The organism is Streptomyces sp. NPDC007346 (genome assembly GCF_040703535.1).
Lineage (GTDB): Bacteria > Actinomycetota > Actinomycetes > Streptomycetales > Streptomycetaceae > Streptomyces.
Window position 1 is genome coordinate 33,881 of the sequence record NZ_JBEYKR010000002.1, and the last position, 17,182, is coordinate 51,062.

The following is a 17,182-nucleotide window of genomic DNA, read 5'->3' on the forward strand; positions in this document are numbered from 1 at the left end:
CGTCGTGGAAGGCGGACACGCCGCTACGGCAGCGGGATCCGGGCGCTGCCCCGTGGCCGGCAGGTCACTGCGGTCGGTCCGGGTGGCCCGGAGGGCGGCAGCGTCCCGGTGACCGCCCTGACCGCTTCGATCGGCCAGGTCACCTGGGTGCTCCTCGCCGGGGACCGGTGCTCCGGTGCGGGCCGTCGGCCCGCCGAGGGGAAGGGGGCGTCAGAGGAAGCGGGCGGGGAGCGTGGCGCGCCGGGCGTCGAGGGTGCCGGCGATCGTCAGCCGCATGACCTCCGAGGTCCCCTCGTATATCCGCAGGGAACGGATCTGCCGGTACAGACGCTCGGTGACACTGTCTCCGGCCACCCCCGCCGCGCCGAGCAACTGCACGGCGGAGTCGACGATGTGCTGGGCCTCCTCGGTCGCGTACAGCTTGGCGATGCTCGAATGCCGGGCGAAGCGCCTGCTCCCGTGGTCGATCTCCCAGCCCGCTCGCGCCACCAGCAGCGCCGCCGCGTCGAGCCGGACGGCCATATCGGCCAGGGCCGCCTTGGTCAGCTGGAGGTCGACCAGCCTCTCGTTGCCGATCCGCCGGGTCCGGGCGTGGGCCAGCGCTGTGTCGGCGGCCCGGCGGGCGAAGCCGAGCGCCGCCGCGCCGACGGTCATACGGAACCGCTCCAGCAGGTCCATGGCGATGACGAAGCCCTTGCCCGGCCTGCCCAGCACGGCTTCCCGGGGCACCCGGCAGTTCTCGAAGGAGAGGTGGGCGAAGGCGCGCGGAGCGACCACGTCCAGGCGGTCATGGGCCCGCAGGCCGGGGGTGGTGGCCGGGACGAGGAAGGCGGTGAGCCCCAGCGGGCCGGGGCCCTCGCCGGTGCGGGCGATGACGACGTACACGTCCGCGATCCCGGCGTTGGCGATCCACGCCTTCTGCCCGTTCAGGACGTAGCCGCCGTCCTCCTCCGGCTCGGCCCGCAGCCCGACCGAGGCGATGTCCGAACCCGCCTCCTGCTCGGAGACCGCGAACGCGCCGATGAGCGAGCCCTTGGCCATCCGCGGCAGGTAGTGCTCCTTCTGTTCCTCGCTGCCGTACCGGATGACAGGGGTGGCGGCGAGGGCCTGGATGGAGAAGGCGAAGTCGGCCAGGTCCTCGGCGTAGGCGAGCGCCTCGCGCATCAGGCTGATGGTGCGGAAGTCACCGGACGGACCCCCGGGCGCGGACCGCGGGTCCAGGAAGGCGAGCCAGCCGTCCTCGCCGAGCATCCGGACCAGACGCCGTCCGGCCTTCTCCGGGTCCTCCCGGCGGACCTCCTTCCACAGGGGGGCACGGCCGTCGCACCACGTGCCGATGGAGTTCGCCAGGCGGCGGTGCCGGTCGTCGTAGAAGGGCAGGGCGAGGATCTCCTGATCGAAAGCGCTGGTCGGTTCCAAAGCGGTTCTCCCTGCGTGGGGCCGGCCGAGGGGGTGCCCGGCGGCAGACGTCAGATGAGCAGGCCGGCATCGTCGTCGGCGCGGGCGGCGGCCGACTGCTCGGCGCGGACCCGGCCGACCAGCTTGTGTTCGACGTAGTAGGCGAAGGAGGCGTAACCGCGCCAGATGCGGCGCCACTCCCGCTGGACCGCCTCCTCACCGGAGTTGCGCCGGATGTCGTCGAGGTAGGCGACGATGATGTCGGCCGCCTGACGGGCGTGCCCGGCGGAGAAGTTGTCGATCGACAGGTGGGCCTGCTCGTAGGTCGCGTCGAGGTTGTGGCGGCGCAGCTTCTGTATCTCCTGGAGCCGCATCGCGCCGAGCCCGAACATCTCGATGCCCAGGGTGTAGCCGAGGATCTCGTTGTAGAGGGTGTCGGGGAAGAGCGACAGGCACACCTGGTGGATGGAGACCCCGTAGAGCTCGTCCGGCAGGTCGCTCTGCTCCAGGAACGCGTCCTGCCGGATGTGCGGCAGGTGGATGTCCATGCTGGCCAGTACCTGGTGGATGATCGTGACGTGGTTCTTGGCGACGTCGCCGCGGCCCATCTCGTCGGCGTAGATGGAGAACAGCATGTGGTCGCTCTGCCGGTGGTTGCGGCCGAGGTTGCCGATGCGCTGGGCCCAGGTGCCGTCGATCAGGTTGCCGAGGGCGAAGGTGCTCTGCTCGAAGATCACGGTGTCGCGGTCGGGGACGTCCGTGAGGGGCTGGTACGGGTCGACCAGCTTGTCCCAGTAGATCGCGTCGACGCGCGCCATCAGCGCCTCGGGCGTGTAGTCGAAGAACTCGGCGTCGGTGAGGATGCCGCCCGATCCACAGCCGAACAGCAGCTCCGCTTCGGCGAGGTTGGCCTGGACCCGTTCCCAGGCGGTCCCCAGGATGTGGGGGAACTGCTCGATGTTGACCAGGCGGTGCAGCAGCCGGCGGTGGTCGAGGTCGGTCGGGGCCTCGGCGAAGACCGTATCGGCCGGGTCGCTGCCGCGCAGCGCCTCGGTCCAGGCCAGGGCCTGTTCGTCGCCGGCGGTGTTCGGCCGGAAGTCGAGGTCCGCCGGTTCACCCGCCTCGATGGCCTGGGCCCACCTGGTGAACACGGCCGCCTCGTGCGCGTCGAAGATGCCGAACATGGGCCCGCCGAACTTGATGGACCGCAGGAACCGGCACACGCCCTCGCGGGCGGGTTTCATCTGCCGGGCTTCGCGGAACTGGCCGACGAAGGCCGCGAGGTCCATGTTCTCGTCGTCGAGCCACTCCGACAGCCGCCGGTCGCCGATGCGCACACTGCGATGCTGGCGGCCCGCGTACGGCGCGTGCCGGGCCACGATCCGCCCGACCTCGGCATCCAGGGACAGCCCGTCGTGCCAGTCGGCCAGTTCGCCCAGGAGCGTGGTGTGCTCGCGCTCCAGCCGCAGCACCAGCTCGATGGCGGCGGTCATCCGCTGCCGGTCCCGCGCTCCGGTCGGCGAGGCCTCGGTCATCCTGAGGTACTCGGCGAGGACCGAACGGGCCTCCTCCTCGGCCAGGAAGGGAGTCTCCGTTCCCAGCAGCAGATCGTCGACCCCCAGGGCGTTCACGGCGTACTGCACGCCGACCACTTCGGGCAGGAACGACGCGGGCAGCCGGGAGAGCGCGAGGTAGAAGGAGGCGTGCAGCGCGGTGAGCGGGCGAGCCTCGGTCTCCTTCAAGAAGTCCACGGTCCCGATCTCGGGCAGGTGCACCTCGCGCTCGATGAGCGCCCGCCGCCGCCGGGCCGGTAACCCGCGCTCGGGGGTGCCCTCGCCCTGAAGGAAGAAGTGCTGACCGAAGAGCCGGTTGACGATGACCGACGGCTGCGTGGCGGTCTGCGAGACGGTGTCCAGCCAGCAGCCGGCGAGCAGCATGAGCGGTGCGCGCTGGCGCAGGACGAGGCGGTACGTCTCCGACCCGCGCCTGCGCAGATCGGCGAGGGACGGTTCGAGGGCGGTGCGGGCCTGCCGGACGCGGGCGGCGATCGTCTCCGCGTCCGTGGTGGTCTCTTCCCCGGCAGGGGGCAGGAAGGCGTGGAGCGTCCGGCGAGCGACGAGGAGGGTTGTCTCGCTCTCCTGGTCGTCGAGGAGTTGGCGGAAGATGTCGGCCGGCCCGGCGCCGAGAACCGCGGCGGCGTCCTCGGCGGCTCGCGGGCTGAACCGGAAGGCCGCGCCGGGCAGGGACGTGGTCAGGTCCGGAAGGGGAAATCCGGCGTGTGCGTTCATCAGGACTCCGAGGTCTCATTGCTCGTCGGCTGCTGGGCGGCGGCCAGTCGGCGAAGGAGTACGCCGACACGGACGCCCGGCACGCTCGATGCCAGTAGGTAGTGACCGTCGTCGCGCAGTCGCCCCGCGTCGGCGCGGTCCACGAGATTGATCAGGGGGTCGGCTGCGAAGCAGTGGCCGACGCGGGCGATGTTGTCCAGGAACAACTGCCGTGCGGTGAAACCGGCCTGATGCTCCTTCAGCACGATGATCGGCTTGAAGAGGTTGGGGTGCAGTACGCCGTCCACGTCCTGGAGGGTCAGGTCGAGGGGGGTGAGGATCCGGTCGTTGACCACTCGGGCCAGGTCCGAGCTGATCTCGTGGGACCAGCCGAGGGAGGGCGGGTCCTGGGCGCAGGCGCTGCCCAGGATCTCGTACGCGTCCTCGCCGTACCGCCGGCCGCTCACCAGGCAGGCGGCCGAACCGTCGCTGAACAGAGCGAAGTCCTCCATCCGGATCGCCTCGTCCGGGATCCGGTCGGTGGTGACCACCAGCACCGTGCGGTGCTGCCCGGAGGCCACCAGCGCCTGCGCCATACGCAGTCCGACCAGCAGATTGGTGCAGCGGTTCAGGGTGATGCCGGTGAAGGCCGTATCGGTCAGTCCGAGGCCGGTCATGACGGCGTGGACGAAATCCCCGTGGGTCCGGGGGCCGCCGGGGAACCGGGTCGAGCACAGGATGAGGGCGTCGACCTCCTCGGGCCCCGCCCCGGCCGCGGTGAGCGCCGCCCGGCCGCTCTCCACCGCCAGCGTCTCCAGGCTCTTTCCGGTGCGGTGGACCGTTCCCCAGCCCCACAAGGAGGCCTTGGCCGGTATCCGCAGTTCGGCGGCGCGTGCGGTCAGGTTCGCTATGGAGGAGTGATCGGCCGGGCTCTCGCCGAGGACGTAGGAGGGGGCGGACAGATGGACGGGAATGGCGTTCACCCTGTGGAGTCACCTTCCTGGCCGGCCGGTGGGGCCGGTGTCATCGCCGCGTTGACTTGGGGGTAGGGGAGGGCGTCCGTCCCGAAGCCGAAGGTTCCGTGGGTACGGATCTCCTCGGCGGCGCGGACGACCGAACCGAGCGCGGCTCGGGCCAGGGCCGAGCCGACGCTGATGCGCCGTACGCCGAGTTCACCGAGTTCCGCGACGGACAGGGGCAGGGCGGGTGAACCCATCAGGACGTTGACCGGGCGGGTGACGGCGGCGCACACCGCGCGGACCGCCTCACGATCGGGGAGGGCGGGTGCGTAGAGCACATCGGCGCCCGCGGCCTCGTAGGCCCGTAGCCGGCGGATGGTGTCCGGGAGGTCGGCGCGGCCCTGGAAGAAGTTCTCGGCGCGGGCGGTCACGGTGAAGGGGAAGTCGAGCTCCCGGGCGGCGGCGACGGCCGCGGCCACCCGTTCCACCGCCTCCTCCAGGGGGCGTACGGGATCGTCGGCCCGGCCCGTGGAGTCCTCGATCGAGCCGCCGACCAGGCCCGCCGCGGCGGCGAGCTCGATGGTCCGGGCCACCTCCTGCGGGGTGTCGCCGAATCCGCTCTCCAGGTCGGCGGAGACCGGCAGGTGTGTCGCGGCCACGATCTGCGCCGCGTTGGCGAGGAACTCCTGCCTGCCCACTCGGTTCGTACCGTCCGGCAGGCCCAGGCTGTAGGAGAGTCCCGCGCCGGTGGTGGCGAGGGCGGCGAAGCCGAGTCCGGTCAGCAGCCGCGCGGTTCCCGCGTCCCACGGGTTGGGGACGACGAAGGGTGCGGGGCCCTCGTGGAGCCGGCGGAAGGCGTGGGCGCGGGCGTGCTGGTCGGCGGGGTCCACGGAAGGGGTGATGGATGGGTTCACGACGGAAGTTCCTCTGTGACGTCGGTGTCCTACGGGTGCGGCACGCTCAGATGAGTACGACGTGCCCGTCGACAGGATGCCCGTCCCCGGGTGCTCCGGACAGGAGCGACCGCAGGGTGTCGGTGACGGTCCGGGAGCGGCCGTCGAAGTAGAAGTGGCCGCCCTCGCGCCAGTGCCGGGCCGGAGGCCGGAGGCATTCCCGCTCCCAGGGCTCGAGCGCGGCCTCGCCGACGTGCGGGTCCTCCAGACCGTTGATCAGGGTCACCGGTACGGTCAGCGGCGCGGCCGGCCGGTACGTGTACCCGGCGACCAGGCGGAAGTCGGCGCGCAGGTGCGCCAGAAGCAGCTCCTGGAGGGTTTCGTCGGCCACGACCTCCGGAGGCAGGCCGCCGAAGAAGCCCACGGCTTCCGTGAACTCCCGGCCCTCCAGCCGGGCGGCCTCCACCACCCGCTGGGTCGGCAGCAGAGCGGGGCCGGCGCAGCCGGAGGCGACGAGGTGGCGGAAGTCCGGCATGTGGCCGATCCGACGCGCGACCTCGAAGGCCAGCACCGCGCCGAAGCTGTGCCCCAAGAGGATGAAGGGACGGTCGGCGGTGGCGGTGATCTCGCGCGCCACCGCGTCGGCGAGTTCCGCGACATCGGTGGGGGCGGGCTCCCGGTAGCGGCGGCCGCGTCCCGGCAGGCAGAGTGCGGCGATCTCTGCCGTATCCGCCAGGTCCGACTGCCAGCTGAGGAACAGGCGCGGGTTACCGCCCGCGTGCGGGAAACAGTAGACGCGTGCGGCGGTCGGGAACTCGGATTCCGCGTGGTCGCGGATGAACCAGGAGGAAGAGTTCGCCCGAGCGGCCGCGCTCACGGGGTTGTCTTGGGCGTGGGTGAGTTCCAGCCAACATCGGCCGGAGTGATTACCTCGCCGGATACGCGGTGAGAGGTGCCGGCGTTCGTGGAGGGCGCCGCGAGCACGTCGTCGGCCAATGTGGCCGCAGTGGCCGAAAAGACAATGCAGACCGTTAGGGCCAGCGGGAGTAACGTACGGGCGCGGGAAGGGTGTGCCCACATTTTGTTGATCCTTTCGAAAGGGTGGGACGCGTGTCCCTGGATTGTCGCCGGAGTCGAGGTCGATTGCCGCGACCGGCCTCGAGCACTGTGGCACCCGGGTCACCCTGGACTCAAGGTCCGAGGTAGCTCATACTTTCGCATTGCCGAGACCTGATGGACCCGGAAGTCGTACAGTAGTAGATATGGGGCATCAGCCTGCATTTTGAGGGCCCACAGGAGTCAGCGAACTGGCAGGACGACCGGTTAAGTTGGAGAGTATGAATGGAACGTGAAATCTCGGAAGGCCCGAATGGTGTGCAACAGCTCATGGTCGAGCACTTACAGGCGCTCTCCCGGCTGGTCGCCGGCGGCCCACCCTCGGCCTCAGCCGCAACGACGACGGCAGAAGAAGCTCCCGCCGACCCCAGCATCGAGTACCACTACGGGCTCGAAGCCATTGCCACCGCCATCGACGAGGCACTCGCCGGCGCACGCAAGGAGATCCTGACCGCGCAGCCCGACGGGCCGCGCCCCGGGCCGGTTCTGGACGAGGCCCTCGCATCCGTACGCCGCCAGATAGAAGAGGGCGTCGCGATGCGCACTCTTTATCAGCACACCACGCGATTCGACGAAGCGACCAAGAAGTACGTGCGGACCGTCTCCGATTACGGAGTTCAGGTCAGAACGCTGGCCGAGTTCTACGACCGGATCATCATCGTCGACGAAAGCGTCGCCTTCATCTCCGCCAACGAGAGCCGTAGCAACGCCATTGCCATCAGAGAGCCCGCGATCGTGCGCTTCCTCAGAGACATATTCGAACGCTCATGGGACCGCGCGAAGCCCTTTCCCTTCGTTTCGACACATGCCGCGAGAGCGGCCGAGCAGGTCATCCCCTCGCTGCGGAAGTCGATCGGAAAGCTGCTCATAGCCGGATATCCCGACAAGCAGATCGCCCGTCGGCTCGGTATCAGTGAACGGTCACTGCAAGGGCATATCGCGGCGATGAAACATGAGCTGGGGGCGCACACCCGAATCCAGTTCGGCTACGAGCTGGGAAGAAATGAGACCACGCTCATCCTGTGAAGCGTCAGGCGCGGAAAGAGGGGGACGAGCGGGCAGGAGAACAGGGGCGGGGAGATCGTGTCTCCGCCCCTGTCGGTGTCGCCGCCGGCTCTGCCGGCCTCGGCCCGTGACTCAGCGCGCTGTCTCCGCCGCAGCGGCCGGCGCCGCGCTCTCCTCATCTCCCCGCCTGCGGAAGCCCGGCATGCGGGACACGGCCACTCCACCCAGGCAGATGGCGCCGCCGAGGAGTGTGACCCAGCCCGGCACCTCGTCCAGGGCGAGCCACGAGATGACGATCACCACGGCGGGCACCGCGTAGGTGGTTGCCCCCAGCTTCCCGGCGGTGGTCCGCGACAGCGCGTACGCCCAGGTGGTGAAGGCCAGTGCCGTGGGGAAGAGCCCCAGATAGACGACGTTGAGCGTGGCTGCCAGTGGCGCTTGGGACAGGTTCGACACCAACTGCCCGCTGAACGGCAGACATGCGACGGTGCCGATGAGACAGCCGTACGTCGTCACCTGCATCGGGCTCGCATGCCGCAGTGCGGGCTTCTGCAACACCACACCGGCCCCGTACGCCACGGCAGCCAGCAGGCAGAGCGCCAGGCCGAGGACCGAGGACGATCCGCCGCCGGAGGTCGAGACGCCGACGACCACCGCGCCGACGAACGACACGGCCATGCCGGCCAGCAGCAGGGGCGGGAATCCCTCTTTGAGGAACCAGCCGCCGAGCAGCGCGATCACCATCGGCCCCACGTTGACGACCATGGACGCCGTTCCCGCGTCCACCAGTTGCTCGCCCCAGTTCAGCACGATCATGTAGACGCCGAACCAGAGCACCCCCGACCCCACGATCCCGGGCCAGGCCTGCCGCGGCGGCACTCCACCGCGCTGCACCACCAGCAGGCAGACCAGCGCGAGGGAGCCTGTCAGCAGCCGCCCCAGCGCCAGAGCCCCGGGGTCGAAGTAGTCGGCGGCGGCGCGAATGGACACGAACGCCGAGGCCCAGAGCACCACAGTGGTGGACGCGGCTACCAGCGCCCGCCGATCCATTCCGGATCGGCCAGATAATGAGTTCATTCGGCCAACCTAGCTTTGCCGTTTCCCGAAGCGGCAGATCCTCATGTGAAGTCGCCTGATTTTCGGCTGGATCGCGTGATGCGGTGGCGGGGAAGTTCGGTTGAGTGACGCCGTACTCCGACGGCGAGAGGTGGTTCCCCGGACCGCGGTCGCGCACACGCTCATGACCACGAGGTGTGGCGTCGGTGGACCTGGCGGGTGGAGAAGGTTTCCTCTTGGATAGCGGAGTAATCGACGACGGGGCCGGCTGAGGGCAGGTCGGCAGGAGCGTCGGATTCGCTGTTGGGGGTGAGCCATCGTGCGACGGGGCGCGACGGTGGTGATGTCGCGGAAGCCTCGCGCAGCGGCGTCATCTCACGGCAGGGTGACCAGCCTTGAGGGGGCTACCTGCCCGTCAGCCCGCCTGTCAACAGGCCGTCAGGTGGCACGGCCCTCGGTTCCGCACGCACGGACGGGGCCTGGCCTGGCCTTTTCGCGGGCCTTCCTGCGGTGAGCCGACCAATGCGGCGGTACTCGGTGAGCAGACCGCCGAGCCCCCCGGGGCGCTGCCCCCGGGCTCCGCCGGCCGCGGAGCCCGATGACGCGATGGCCCACGGACTCACGCCGGAGCATTGTCGGCGCGGACGAGGGCGGCGGGGTGTGCGTAGAGGACTTTCGTCGGGCTTTCATCCGGCTTTCATCGGACAGGCCCGGAAGACCCGGGGAGGGCCCGTTTTCACGGGCGGCTACAGCGACTGACGGCAGCGAATCGCACCATGAACGGTTTCCCGGAAATCTCTGGAATATCTCATGGCGGTCAAGAAGAAATGGGGGGGCGTTCGGTGTGCGTGTGACGCACCGCGGAAACGGCAGCCGGACCGATCTCCTGGAAATGCCAGTCCGGCCACGGTCTTCATTCCGTTGAATTCCGGTCCGCAAGCCGTTCTCAGCACTCGATGATGTTCACCGCGAGCCCGCCCCGGGCCGTCTCCTTGTACTTCACGCTCATGTCGGCGCCCGTCTCCTTCATGGTCTTGATGACCTTGTCCAGGGAGACCTTGTGGCTGCCGTCCCCGCGCAGCGCCATCTTCGCCGCCGTCACGGCCTTGACCGCCGCCATGCCGTTGCGCTCGATGCACGGGATCTGGACGAGCCCGCCGACCGGGTCGCAGGTCAGGCCCAGGTTGTGTTCCATGCCGATCTCGGCGGCGTTCTCCACCTGCTCGGGGGAGCCGCCCAGGACCTCGGCCAGGGCTCCGGCCGCCATCGAGCAGGCCGAGCCGACCTCGCCCTGGCAGCCGACCTCGGCGCCGGAGATGGAGGCGTTCTCCTTGAAGAGGAGGCCGATCGCCCCGGCGGCGAGGAGGAAGCGGACGACGCTGTCCTCCTTCTCCGTCTCGGTGCAGCCGCCGGCCGCGAAGTTCATGTAGTAGTGCAGGACGGCCGGGATGATGCCCGCCGCGCCGTTGGTGGGGGCGGTGACCACACGGCCGCCCGCCGCGTTCTCCTCGTTGACCGCCATCGCGTAGAGGGTGATCCACTCCATGGCGTGGGCCTGCGGGTCGCCCTCGGCGCGCAGCTGGCGGGCCGAGTTCGCGGCGCGGCGGCGGACCTTGAGGCCGCCGGGGAGGATGCCCTCGCGGGACATGCCGCGCGAGACGCAGGCCTGCATGACGCGCCAGATGTCCAGCAGGCCGGAGCGGATCTCCGCCTCGGTGCGCCAGGCCAGCTCGTTCTCCATCATCATCGAGGAGATGGAGAGGCCGGTCTCGCGGGAGAGGCGCAGCAGCTCGTCCCCGGTGCGGAAGGGGTGCCGCAGGACCGTGTCGTCCGGGACGATCGGGTTCTCGCCGGCCACCGCGTCCTCGTCCACGACGAAGCCGCCGCCGACCGAGTAGTACGTCTTCTCCAGAAGCGGGGCGCCCTCGGTGTCGTACGCCAGGATCGTCATCCCGTTGGCGTGGTACGGGAGCGCCTTGCGGCGGTGCAGGATCAGGTCGTCGTCGAAGGCGAAGGCGATCTCGTGCATGCCGAGCAGGTTGATCCGGCCGCTGGAGCGGATCTCCTCCACCCGGCCGTCGGCCGACTCCACGTCCACGGTCTGGGGCGACTCGCCCTCCAGGCCGAGCAGGACCGCCTTGGGCGTGCCGTGGCCGTGGCCGGTCGCGCCGAGGGAGCCGTACAGCTCGGCCCGTATCGAGGCGGTGTGTGCGAGCAGCCCCTCGTTCTTCAGGCGGCGCGCGAACATCCGGGCGGCCCGCATCGGGCCCACCGTGTGGGAGCTGGACGGGCCGATGCCGACCGAGAAGAGGTCGAAGACCGAGATGGCCACGGGAGGACTCCTTGGGGTTGGAAGACGCCGTTGTCTGCCTGGGTGGTGCGGGAACGGGCCAGGTGGTTCGGTACGGGCCGGGGTGGGGCCCGCGGGACAATCAGGTGCAAAGGGTGGAGCGGGGGACACGGGTCGGGGCACCGCGCTCACTCGTTCAGTGTGCGCGGTGCCCCGCCTTTATGCGCAGAATCGCAGGCCAGGTGCTACTTCAGGCCGGGGTACAGCGGGAACTTCTCGGCCAGTGCGACGACGCGGGCCTTGAGGTCGTCGGCGTCGTAGGCCGGCTTGAGAGCGGAGGCGATGATCTCCGCGACCTCGGTGAAGTCCTCGGCGCCGAAGCCGCGGGTGGCCAGGGCCGGGGTGCCGATCCGCAGGCCCGAGGTGACCATCGGAGGGCGCGGGTCGTTCGGGATGGCGTTCCGGTTGACCGTGATGCCCAGCTCGTGGAGGCGGTCCTCGGCCTGCTGGCCGTCCAGCTCGGAGTTGCGCAGGTCGACCAGGACCAGGTGCACGTCGGTGCCGCCGGAGAGGACGGAGACGCCCACCTCGGTGACGTCCGGCTGGACCAGGCGCTCGGCGAGGATGCGGGCGCCGTCCAGGGTGCGCTGCTGGCGCTCCTTGAACTCCTCGCCCGCCGCGATCTTGAACGAGACCGCCTTGGCCGCGATCACGTGCTCCAGCGGGCCGCCCTGCTGGCCCGGGAAGACCGCCGAGTTGATCTTCTTGGCGAGCTCCTGGGTGGAGAGGATCACGCCGCCGCGCGGACCGCCGAGGGTCTTGTGCGTGGTGGTGGTGACGACATGGGCGTGCGGCACCGGGCTGGGGTGCAGACCGGCCGCGACCAGGCCCGCGAAGTGCGCCATGTCGACCATCAGGTACGCGCCGACCTCGTCCGCGATGCGGCGGAAGGCGGCGAAGTCGAGCTGGCGCGGGTAGGCGGACCAGCCGGCCACGATCATCTTCGGCTGGGACTCCTTGGCGAGGCGCTCGACCTCCTCCATGTCCACGAGGCCGCTCTCGTCGACGTGGTACGGGACCACGTTGTAGAGCTTGCCGGAGAAGTTGATCTTCATGCCGTGGGTCAGGTGACCGCCGTGGGCCAGGTTCAGGCCCATGATCGTGTCGCCCGGCTTCAGCAGCGCGAACATCGCGGCGGCGTTCGCCTGCGCACCGGAGTGCGGCTGGACGTTCGCGGCCTCGGCGCCGAACAGTTCCTTGATCCGGTCGATCGCGATCTGCTCGACCACGTCGACGTGCTCACAACCGCCGTAGTAGCGGCGGCCGGGGTAGCCCTCGGCGTACTTGTTGGTGAGGACGGAGCCCTGCGCCTCCATGACGGCGACCGGAGCGAAGTTCTCCGAGGCGATCATTTCGAGGGTGGACTGCTGACGGTGGAGCTCGGCGTCGACGGCGGCGGCGACGTCCGGGTCCAGCTCGTGGAGGGAGGAGTTCAGAAGCGACATCAGGGGGTCCCTTAAGGTCTCAGTTGCCGGAGAACGCGGTGTACTCGTCGGCGGAGAGCAGGTCGGCCGGCTCCTCCGTGACGCGCACCTTGAACAGCCAGCCGCCCTCGAAGGGAGCGGAGTTCACCAGAGAGGGGTCGTCCACGACGTCCTGGTTGGCCGCCGTCACCTCACCGGTCACCGGCGAGTACAGGTCGCTGACGGACTTGGTCGACTCCAGCTCCCCGCAGGTCTCGCCCGCGGTCACCGTGTCGCCGACCTCCGGAAGCTGGGCGTAGACGACGTCACCGAGCGCGTTGGCCGCGTACTCCGTGATGCCGATGGTGGCGACGCCGTCCTCGAGGGCCGACAGCCACTCGTGCTCCTTGCTGTACCGCAGCTGCTGGGGGTTGCTCATGACCTGAATTCTCCTGTACGCGGGGGAGTGCTGATGAACGGTGGTCTTACGGTGTGAGACAGAGGTACGTCACTTCCGTGACGCCTGCGGGCGCGAGAGGGCCCGGTTTCTACCGGGATATCACTTCTGGCGCTTGTAGAACGGCAGCGCGACGACTTCGTACGGCTCGTGCGTGCCACGGATGTCCACGCCCACGCCCTCGGTGCCCGGCGCGGCGAAGGCCGCGTCCACGTACGCCATGGCGATCGGCTTGCCCAGGGTGGGGGAGGGGGCGCCGGAGGTGACCTCGCCGACCACCTTGCCGTCGGCGACGACCGGGAAGCCGGCGCGCGGCACCCGGCGGCCCTCGGCGACCAGGCCCACCAGCTTGCGCGGCGGGGCGGCCTCGGCGCGCTCGGCGGCGGCCTGGAGCGCCTCGCGCCCCACGAAGTCGCCCTCCTTCTCGAACTTCACGACCCGGCCCAGACCCGCGTCGAACGGGGTCAGCGCGGTCGTCAGCTCGTGCCCGTACAGCGGCATGCCCGCCTCCAGGCGCAGCGTGTCACGGCAGGACAGGCCGCAGGGGATCAGCCCGTGTGCCTGACCGGCCTCCGTCAGCGCCCGCCACAGGGCCTCCGCGTGCTCGGGCGCGACGAACAGCTCGAAGCCGTCCTCGCCGGTGTAGCCGGTACGGGCGATGAGCGCCGGGACCCCGGCGACCGTGCCCGGCAGCCCCGCGTAGTACTTCAGCCCGTCCAGGTCCGCGTCGGTGACGGCCTTCATGATGGCGGGGGACTCGGGGCCCTGGACCGCGAGCAGCGCGTACGCGTCCCGGTCGTCGCGCACCTCGGCGTCGAAGCCCTCCACGCGGGCGGTCAGCGCGTCCAGCACGGTCTGGGCGTTGCCCGCGTTGGCGACGACCATATATTCGGTCTCGCCCAGCCGGTAGACGATCAGGTCGTCCATGATCCCGCCGTCGTCCTGCACGATCATCGTGTAGCGGGCCCGGCCGTTGCCGACGGTGGCGATGTTGCCCACCAGCGCGTAGCTCAGGAAGGCCGCGGCCTGGGGGCCGGTGACGGTGATCTCGCCCATGTGCGACAGGTCGAAGAGACCGGCCCGGGTGCGTACGGCGTTGTGCTCGTCGCGCTCACTGGCGTACCGCAGCGGCATGTCCCAGCCCGCGAAGTCGGTCATGGTGGCGCCGAGCGAGCGGTGCAGCGCGTCGAGGGCGATGAGACGGGGGGCAGTGCTCATGGATACGGCTCCAGGGCATGACGACATCAGGACGAATCCTCCCCATCTGTCATCGGAACCTGAGAGGTTCGCCGATATCCCCTGACGGGGTACGCCCCGGAGAGGAGCGCCCCTGTTCACAGGGGTCGGCTTGCACCTTGGGTGGAGCCGCCGGGCGGCTCGCTTTTCAGATCTGCCTCATCCACGCGGTACGGGGCCTGAGAGATTCAAGGGAGGATCTTGCTCCTTCGGCGCCCGGCTCACAGCTGTGGCCGGAACTCTCCCGCGCGGATTCGAACGGCCGGTATGCAGTTGGCGGGGTCATCATCGCACGCATTGCGGCAGAGTGGGGCGGCCGGTACCCACACATGTGCGAACGGCGGGAGTGGTTGTGCCGCCTTGCCATTTCTTTACACTTCAGGAGCAGGCGTGGGTGGCCCGACAGCAGGGGGATGGGCGATGGCGTTGCAGCGGTCGGTACCGACCGCGGGGGTCGCGCACGGCGCGATGCCCGCACAGCCCGGCGCACCCGCACGTGAGCTGCTGGAACCCCCCGCGCCGGTCGTACGCGACCTGCGCGGGCGCACCGGCCGGGGCCCGTCGGGCCTCGACTTCACCGCGGGCGACATCGTGGTCGTCTCCGGGCTCCCCGGCGGCGGCAAGTCCACCCTGATCCGGCGGGCGGTGAGCGGCCGCGCCATCGACTCCCAGAACACCCGCGACCTCTGGGCCGCGGCCCTGCCCCGCTTATTTCCCTACGCCCTCTACCGCCCCCTGGTCCGGGTCGCCCACTACCTCGGCCTCTGGACGGTCCTGCGCTCCGGCGAGTCCGTCGTCGTCCACGACTGCGGTACGCAGACCTGGGTACGCCGCTGGCTCGCCCTGCACGCCGCCCGCCGGGACCGCACCCTGCACCTGCTCCTCCTCGACGTGGACCCGGAGACGGCCCGCCGGGGGCAGCGCGAACGCGGCCGGGGCGTCTCCGGCTACGCCTTCGCCCGCCACCGCCACGCGGTCGCCCGGCTGATCCGCTCCACCGAACGCGGCACGCTGCCCGCCGGCTGCGGCTCGGCGGTGCTGCTGGACCGGGAGGCCGCGAGCGCGCTGAACCGGATCTCCTTCACGGACGGCCGTTCCGGTTAGGGTTCTGGCCTACGGGTGAGGCCCCGGAAGGGGCGACAGGCAGCGGAGAGAGGCACAGAGGCAGTGGACATTCCGGCACCGGCCCCGGCGCACCCCCAGCACGGGTGGCCCGCCAACGAGCTCGAAGAGGTGCTGACCGCCTCCCTCGGCGTCGCCGACGCGGGCGGCCGCCTGGTCGAGGTGCTGGGCCGCAGCTCGGTCTGGGTGCCGCTGCCGAACGGCGGTTCGCCCGCCAGCGCCGACCTGGACCTGCCGATGATGGACATCGAGGGCGCCGCGTACGTCCCCGTCTTCAGCTCCGAGGGCCAGTTCCTCAGCTGCGTCGGCAGCCACATGTCCTTCGCCGTGGCGCCCGCCCGCGACTTCGCCCGGGGCCTGCCCCCGCAGGTCGGCATCGCGGTGAACCCGGGCGGCGCGGTCGGCATACCGCTGCCGCCGCCCGCCGTCGCCGAGCTCTGCCGGGCCGGGCGCACCGCCCTGGACGGCCCGGCCACCGGCGGGCGGGTCAAGCTGTACGAACCGGACTGGCAGCACGACCCGGTCGACTTCCTCACCGCCGTCTCCGCCGAGTTCGAGGCCACCGGCGTGGTGAGCACCGCCCGCCGGGCGCTCGCCAGCATCGAGGGCGGCGACCCGGTCCTCTTCGTCGGCGTCGAGTTCGCCGCCTGGGACGGCACGGGCCAGAGCGTCCCGATGGACGCCCTGGGCCGGGCGCTCGGCCGGGTGGAGGTGCCCTGGCCGGTGAACCTGGTCCTGCTGGACATGGCCCAGGACCTGGTCGGCGACTGGATGCGCGAGAAGGTACGGCCGTTCTACCGGCGCGAGGGCCACTGAACGGACCGGCGTGAGAGCAACGGAACGGACCGGCGTGAGGGCCACGGAACGGACCGGCATGAGAGCGACCGAACGGACCGGCGTGAGGGCCACGGAACATACCGGCGCGAGGCGGCGAGACGTACCGGCGCGAAGGCCACCGGCCGCCTCGGAAGGCGCCCGCGTTCCGGCCCCGCCCGACCGTGGCGTCAAGTCGGTGTCAGAAGTGGCGCCTAAGCTGGTTTGATGGCGAGGCCGCTCCCGTGTGCCCGGGAGCGTCGGACGGATCGATGAGGGGCGGGACCCAGGGTGAGTGCGTCAGGCACTGCGGCGACCGGGCAGGTCGAGCACATGCTGCGCCAGGTGAGCCCCGGGCGTTACGACGCCTACGAGGCGCTGCTCGCGGCCCTCGCCGACGGCCGGGTCTGGATGCTGCTCTGGAACGGCACGGCCGGCTCCCCGGACGCCCAGTACGGGTCGATGGAGATCGACGGCCTCGGGTACGCCCCGTGCGTCACCTCCGCCCAGGAGCTCTCCGCCAGCGGCTGGAGCCGGGCCCACGAGCTGGTCTCCGGACGGGACATCGCCCGCGTCCTCTTCCCCGACCGCTGGGGCATCTGGCTCAACCCGCACGCCCCCGGCGGCGGCGTCGGCATCCCCTGGCTCGACCTGCGCCGGATCGCCACCGGCCTGGACCGGCTGCCCGCAGGTCCGCTCCGGCTGACCGAGCCCGCCGTGGAACTCCCGCAGTTCTACGCCCAGCTCACCCAGAACGCCCACCGCACCCCGGCCGTCCGCTCCCTGCGCCGCGCCTGGGTGCACCCCGCCGTCGGCGTCCCGTACCTCACGATCGGGCTCGACCTGTACGACACCGGGCGGGCCTCCGTCGACGCGGTGCGCGCGATGATGCGGCAGTCGATCGGCACGGTCCCCGACGGGCTGCCCGTCTCCACCGTCGCCATGTCCGACGAGTACGACCCGGTCGCGATGTGGCTGCGCGCCAACGCCCGCCCGTTCTACGACCGCGAGGCGCACGCCCCGGCCGCCCCGCCGGCCGTCGCCCCCGGCTACGGGCACCCGCCCCAGCGGCACCTCTGAACTGCGCGGTTGAGGTGGAGCCGGGCC

General features: G+C 70.6%; 14 protein-coding genes and 1 riboswitch. Of the genes, 4 read left to right on the top strand and 10 right to left on the bottom strand.

Annotation, left to right across the window (positions count from 1 at the left end; all coding sequences use genetic code 11):
• Positions 1 to 210: 210 nt before the first annotated feature.
• The 5 genes from AB0917_RS00990 to AB0917_RS01010 are packed head-to-tail and all read right to left on the bottom strand — an operon-like array spanning position 211 to position 6,394.
• Positions 211 to 1,419, bottom strand: coding sequence for an acyl-CoA dehydrogenase family protein (locus tag AB0917_RS00990; protein ID WP_366817303.1), 1,209 nt, complete (start codon positions 1,417 to 1,419; stop codon positions 211 to 213).
• A gap of 50 nt (positions 1,420 to 1,469) precedes the next feature.
• Positions 1,470 to 3,686, bottom strand: coding sequence for an iron-containing redox enzyme family protein (locus AB0917_RS00995; RefSeq protein ID WP_366817304.1), 2,217 nt, complete (start codon positions 3,684 to 3,686; stop codon positions 1,470 to 1,472).
• Positions 3,686 to 4,648 carry a 3-oxoacyl-ACP synthase gene (locus tag AB0917_RS01000; RefSeq protein WP_366817305.1) on the bottom strand — a complete coding sequence of 321 codons (963 nt, stop codon included), beginning with the start codon at positions 4,646 to 4,648 and terminating at the stop codon, positions 3,686 to 3,688. Before AB0917_RS01000 ends, AB0917_RS00995 begins: the two co-directional genes overlap by 1 nt.
• Entirely contained in the window at positions 4,645 to 5,538 is an 894-nt protein-coding gene (locus AB0917_RS01005; protein WP_366817306.1) for an isocitrate lyase/phosphoenolpyruvate mutase family protein, read from the bottom strand. The genes AB0917_RS01000 and AB0917_RS01005 overlap by 4 nt, the downstream gene beginning before the upstream one ends.
• Before the next feature lie 46 nt (positions 5,539 to 5,584).
• On the bottom strand, positions 5,585 to 6,394 hold the full coding sequence (locus tag AB0917_RS01010) for an alpha/beta fold hydrolase (protein WP_366817307.1): 810 nt from the start codon (positions 6,392 to 6,394) through the stop codon (positions 5,585 to 5,587).
• A 464-nt stretch (positions 6,395 to 6,858) separates the two neighbouring features.
• Between AB0917_RS01010 and AB0917_RS01015 the strand changes: the two genes are divergently transcribed.
• A complete protein-coding gene (locus tag AB0917_RS01015; protein WP_366817308.1) occupies positions 6,859 to 7,659 on the top strand; it encodes a LuxR C-terminal-related transcriptional regulator in 801 nt (266 codons plus the stop codon).
• 111 nt (positions 7,660 to 7,770) lie between these two features.
• Here the strand turns inward: AB0917_RS01015 and AB0917_RS01020 are convergent, their stop codons facing one another.
• From AB0917_RS01020 to gcvT, 5 genes are all read right to left on the bottom strand, one after another.
• A complete protein-coding gene (locus AB0917_RS01020; protein WP_366817309.1) occupies positions 7,771 to 8,715 on the bottom strand; it encodes a DMT family transporter in 945 nt (314 codons plus the stop codon).
• Positions 8,716 to 9,640: 925 nt separating this feature from the next.
• Complete coding sequence (locus tag AB0917_RS01025; protein WP_366817310.1) at positions 9,641 to 11,026, bottom strand: L-serine ammonia-lyase; 1,386 nt, start codon at positions 11,024 to 11,026, stop codon at positions 9,641 to 9,643.
• Between the two features lie 203 nt (positions 11,027 to 11,229).
• Positions 11,230 to 12,489, bottom strand: a complete 1,260-nt coding sequence (gene glyA / locus AB0917_RS01030) for a serine hydroxymethyltransferase (RefSeq protein ID WP_366817311.1) — start codon at positions 12,487 to 12,489, stop codon at positions 11,230 to 11,232.
• A 19-nt stretch (positions 12,490 to 12,508) separates the two neighbouring features.
• Positions 12,509 to 12,886 carry a glycine cleavage system protein GcvH gene (gcvH, locus tag AB0917_RS01035; RefSeq protein WP_366817312.1) on the bottom strand — a complete coding sequence of 126 codons (378 nt, stop codon included), beginning with the start codon at positions 12,884 to 12,886 and terminating at the stop codon, positions 12,509 to 12,511.
• 120 nt (positions 12,887 to 13,006) lie between these two features.
• Positions 13,007 to 14,122 carry a glycine cleavage system aminomethyltransferase GcvT gene (gene gcvT / locus AB0917_RS01040; RefSeq protein WP_366817313.1) on the bottom strand — a complete coding sequence of 372 codons (1,116 nt, stop codon included), beginning with the start codon at positions 14,120 to 14,122 and terminating at the stop codon, positions 13,007 to 13,009.
• Between the two features lie 176 nt (positions 14,123 to 14,298).
• A riboswitch (glycine riboswitch) is annotated at positions 14,299 to 14,397 on the bottom strand.
• A gap of 163 nt (positions 14,398 to 14,560) precedes the next feature.
• On the opposite strand from gcvT, the gene AB0917_RS01045 reads away from it, so the two are divergent.
• The 3 genes from AB0917_RS01045 to AB0917_RS01055 all read left to right on the top strand — a co-directional run bounded on the left by AB0917_RS01045 (position 14,561) and on the right by AB0917_RS01055 (position 17,155).
• The gene (locus tag AB0917_RS01045) at positions 14,561 to 15,244 is read left to right on the top strand and encodes an ATP-binding protein (RefSeq protein ID WP_366817315.1); all 684 of its coding nucleotides are present in this window, start codon (positions 14,561 to 14,563) and stop codon (positions 15,242 to 15,244) included.
• A 63-nt stretch (positions 15,245 to 15,307) separates the two neighbouring features.
• The gene (locus AB0917_RS01050) at positions 15,308 to 16,078 is read left to right on the top strand and encodes an enhanced serine sensitivity protein SseB (protein ID WP_366817316.1); all 771 of its coding nucleotides are present in this window, start codon (positions 15,308 to 15,310) and stop codon (positions 16,076 to 16,078) included.
• A 330-nt stretch (positions 16,079 to 16,408) separates the two neighbouring features.
• Positions 16,409 to 17,155: an enhanced serine sensitivity protein SseB C-terminal domain-containing protein gene (locus AB0917_RS01055; protein ID WP_366817400.1), complete on the top strand. Its 747-nt coding sequence runs from the start codon at positions 16,409 to 16,411 to the stop codon at positions 17,153 to 17,155.
• Positions 17,156 to 17,182: the final 27 nt, after the last annotated feature.

Excerpts from the sequence above, each read along its gene's own strand:
- AB0917_RS00995 (WP_366817304.1), bottom strand. The coding sequence starts at position 3,686 with ATGAACGCACACGCCGGATTTCCCCTTCCGGACCTGACCACGTCCCTG.
- AB0917_RS01015 (WP_366817308.1), top strand. The coding sequence starts at position 6,859 with ATGGAACGTGAAATCTCGGAAGGCCCGAATGGTGTGCAACAGCTCATG.
- AB0917_RS01020 (WP_366817309.1), bottom strand. The coding sequence starts at position 8,715 with ATGAACTCATTATCTGGCCGATCCGGAATGGATCGGCGGGCGCTGGTA.
- glyA (WP_366817311.1), bottom strand. The coding sequence starts at position 12,489 with ATGTCGCTTCTGAACTCCTCCCTCCACGAGCTGGACCCGGACGTCGCC.
- gcvH (WP_366817312.1), bottom strand. The coding sequence starts at position 12,886 with ATGAGCAACCCCCAGCAGCTGCGGTACAGCAAGGAGCACGAGTGGCTG.
- gcvT (WP_366817313.1), bottom strand. The coding sequence starts at position 14,122 with ATGAGCACTGCCCCCCGTCTCATCGCCCTCGACGCGCTGCACCGCTCG.
- AB0917_RS01045 (WP_366817315.1), top strand. The coding sequence starts at position 14,561 with ATGGCGTTGCAGCGGTCGGTACCGACCGCGGGGGTCGCGCACGGCGCG.
- AB0917_RS01055 (WP_366817400.1), top strand. The coding sequence starts at position 16,409 with ATGCTGCGCCAGGTGAGCCCCGGGCGTTACGACGCCTACGAGGCGCTG.